Origin of the sequence: Bacillus sp. AY2-1, assembly GCF_008368965.1 — a bacterium.
Lineage (GTDB): Bacteria > Bacillota > Bacilli > Bacillales > Bacillaceae_G > Bacillus_A > Bacillus_A thuringiensis_S.
This window is the reverse complement of sequence record NZ_QPEL01000295.1, coordinates 1-1,127: the sequence shown is the minus strand read 5'-3', so window position 1 is coordinate 1,127 and position 1,127 is coordinate 1. Positions and strand designations below refer to the sequence as shown.

The following is a 1,127-nucleotide window of genomic DNA, read 5'->3' as shown; positions in this document are numbered from 1 at the left end:
AGTGAAAGTTTTTGTGCCTCCCCTTTTTTGTACAAAGACATGAAAGTGGGTACTTCTATTCCTATCATTGTTTTAGGACAAGAAAGTGGATACTTTTTTATAAAGGAATTACTTTAGTTATATATATCTACGTGCATCTTTAGCATGATTTTCAATAGCAAATTTATTAATTAACAGGGAACTTTATTTCTGTACAGCTGCGTAGAATGATTCTTTCTAAAATAAAAGGCTATTGTGTTGTAATCTACTTCTTGTAGTGATGAGAATGGACTTATTCTCGTATTAAGTGATCCAAAAGCATTTAAAGAAAAAAAGGCACCTTTTCAGGTGTCTTTTTTGTCTTTGCTATTCTAACCACTCGGGTATTGTATAGTTCCCCTCAGAGAAAGCCTTTAATGTATATTTAGTTGTTGTTTGTGATCCACGTTCTTTAGCAACAATTTTTATATAGTATATTTGATTCTTTTTTACTTTATATATGAAATCTTCAAGACTTGAGGTTTTTTCAGCTTCTGATTTAGCCAACACATTCCCCTTATTATCTAATAAATATAAATTATAGTCATTTTTCGTCCAATTTTTTATACCTAAACTAAAATATGCAAGATTTGTTGTTTCTGCTGTAAATTTATAAATATCTACTTTATCTCCCTCTGTATCAAAATTCCCAAAAACAACTCCATTCAAACCAAAATCATCAGCTGTTTCCAATGTATTATTAGGTTCCCATTCTTGATATTCATATAAATCTTCGGTTTTTAAATCAGCCGAAGCGGTATTACTCAATCCGAACCCAACTATTAATACAGTAGCTGCAGAAACTATTCCCATTCCTACTTTTTTAAACATACATTCATCCCCTTTTTTCTTTTTATATTACATTCTAAATATACTACTTTTTCTCTATATGTTAATAAAATCCAATTTTATAAATATATCATTAAATATTCAGTGTATTCAAACTTATGACTATAAATAGAATAAAAGTATTCAATAAATTAATTTCTGAACTTGATGGCTATGGAGTTGCTAGGGGGCACTTCTAAGAATAGAAGGAGCATCTGTACCGGAAAGTCTAAAAACCCTTTATTGAACTACAATAAGCAGTGGTCTGACCCCATTTGGTG

1 protein-coding gene and 1 pseudogene are annotated in these 1,127 nt (G+C 30.2%); one reads left to right on the top strand and one right to left on the bottom strand.

All coding sequences use genetic code 11. From position 1 onward, the window contains the following. Positions 1-255: 255 nt before the first annotated feature. Positions 256-339, top strand: a pseudogene (locus tag DN403_RS32475) (VOC family protein); the annotation flags it as partial. Positions 340-345: 6 nt separating this feature from the next. On the opposite strand, the gene DN403_RS30560 reads toward DN403_RS32475, so the two are convergent. Next, the gene (locus DN403_RS30560) at positions 346-849 is read right to left on the bottom strand and encodes a hypothetical protein (RefSeq protein ID WP_000475230.1); all 504 of its coding nucleotides are present in this window, start codon (positions 847-849) and stop codon (positions 346-348) included. Positions 850-1,127: the final 278 nt, after the last annotated feature.

Coding starts and splice junctions, on each gene's coding strand:
- DN403_RS30560 (WP_000475230.1), bottom strand. CDS start 849: ATGTTTAAAAAAGTAGGAATGGGAATAGTTTCTGCAGCTACTGTATTA.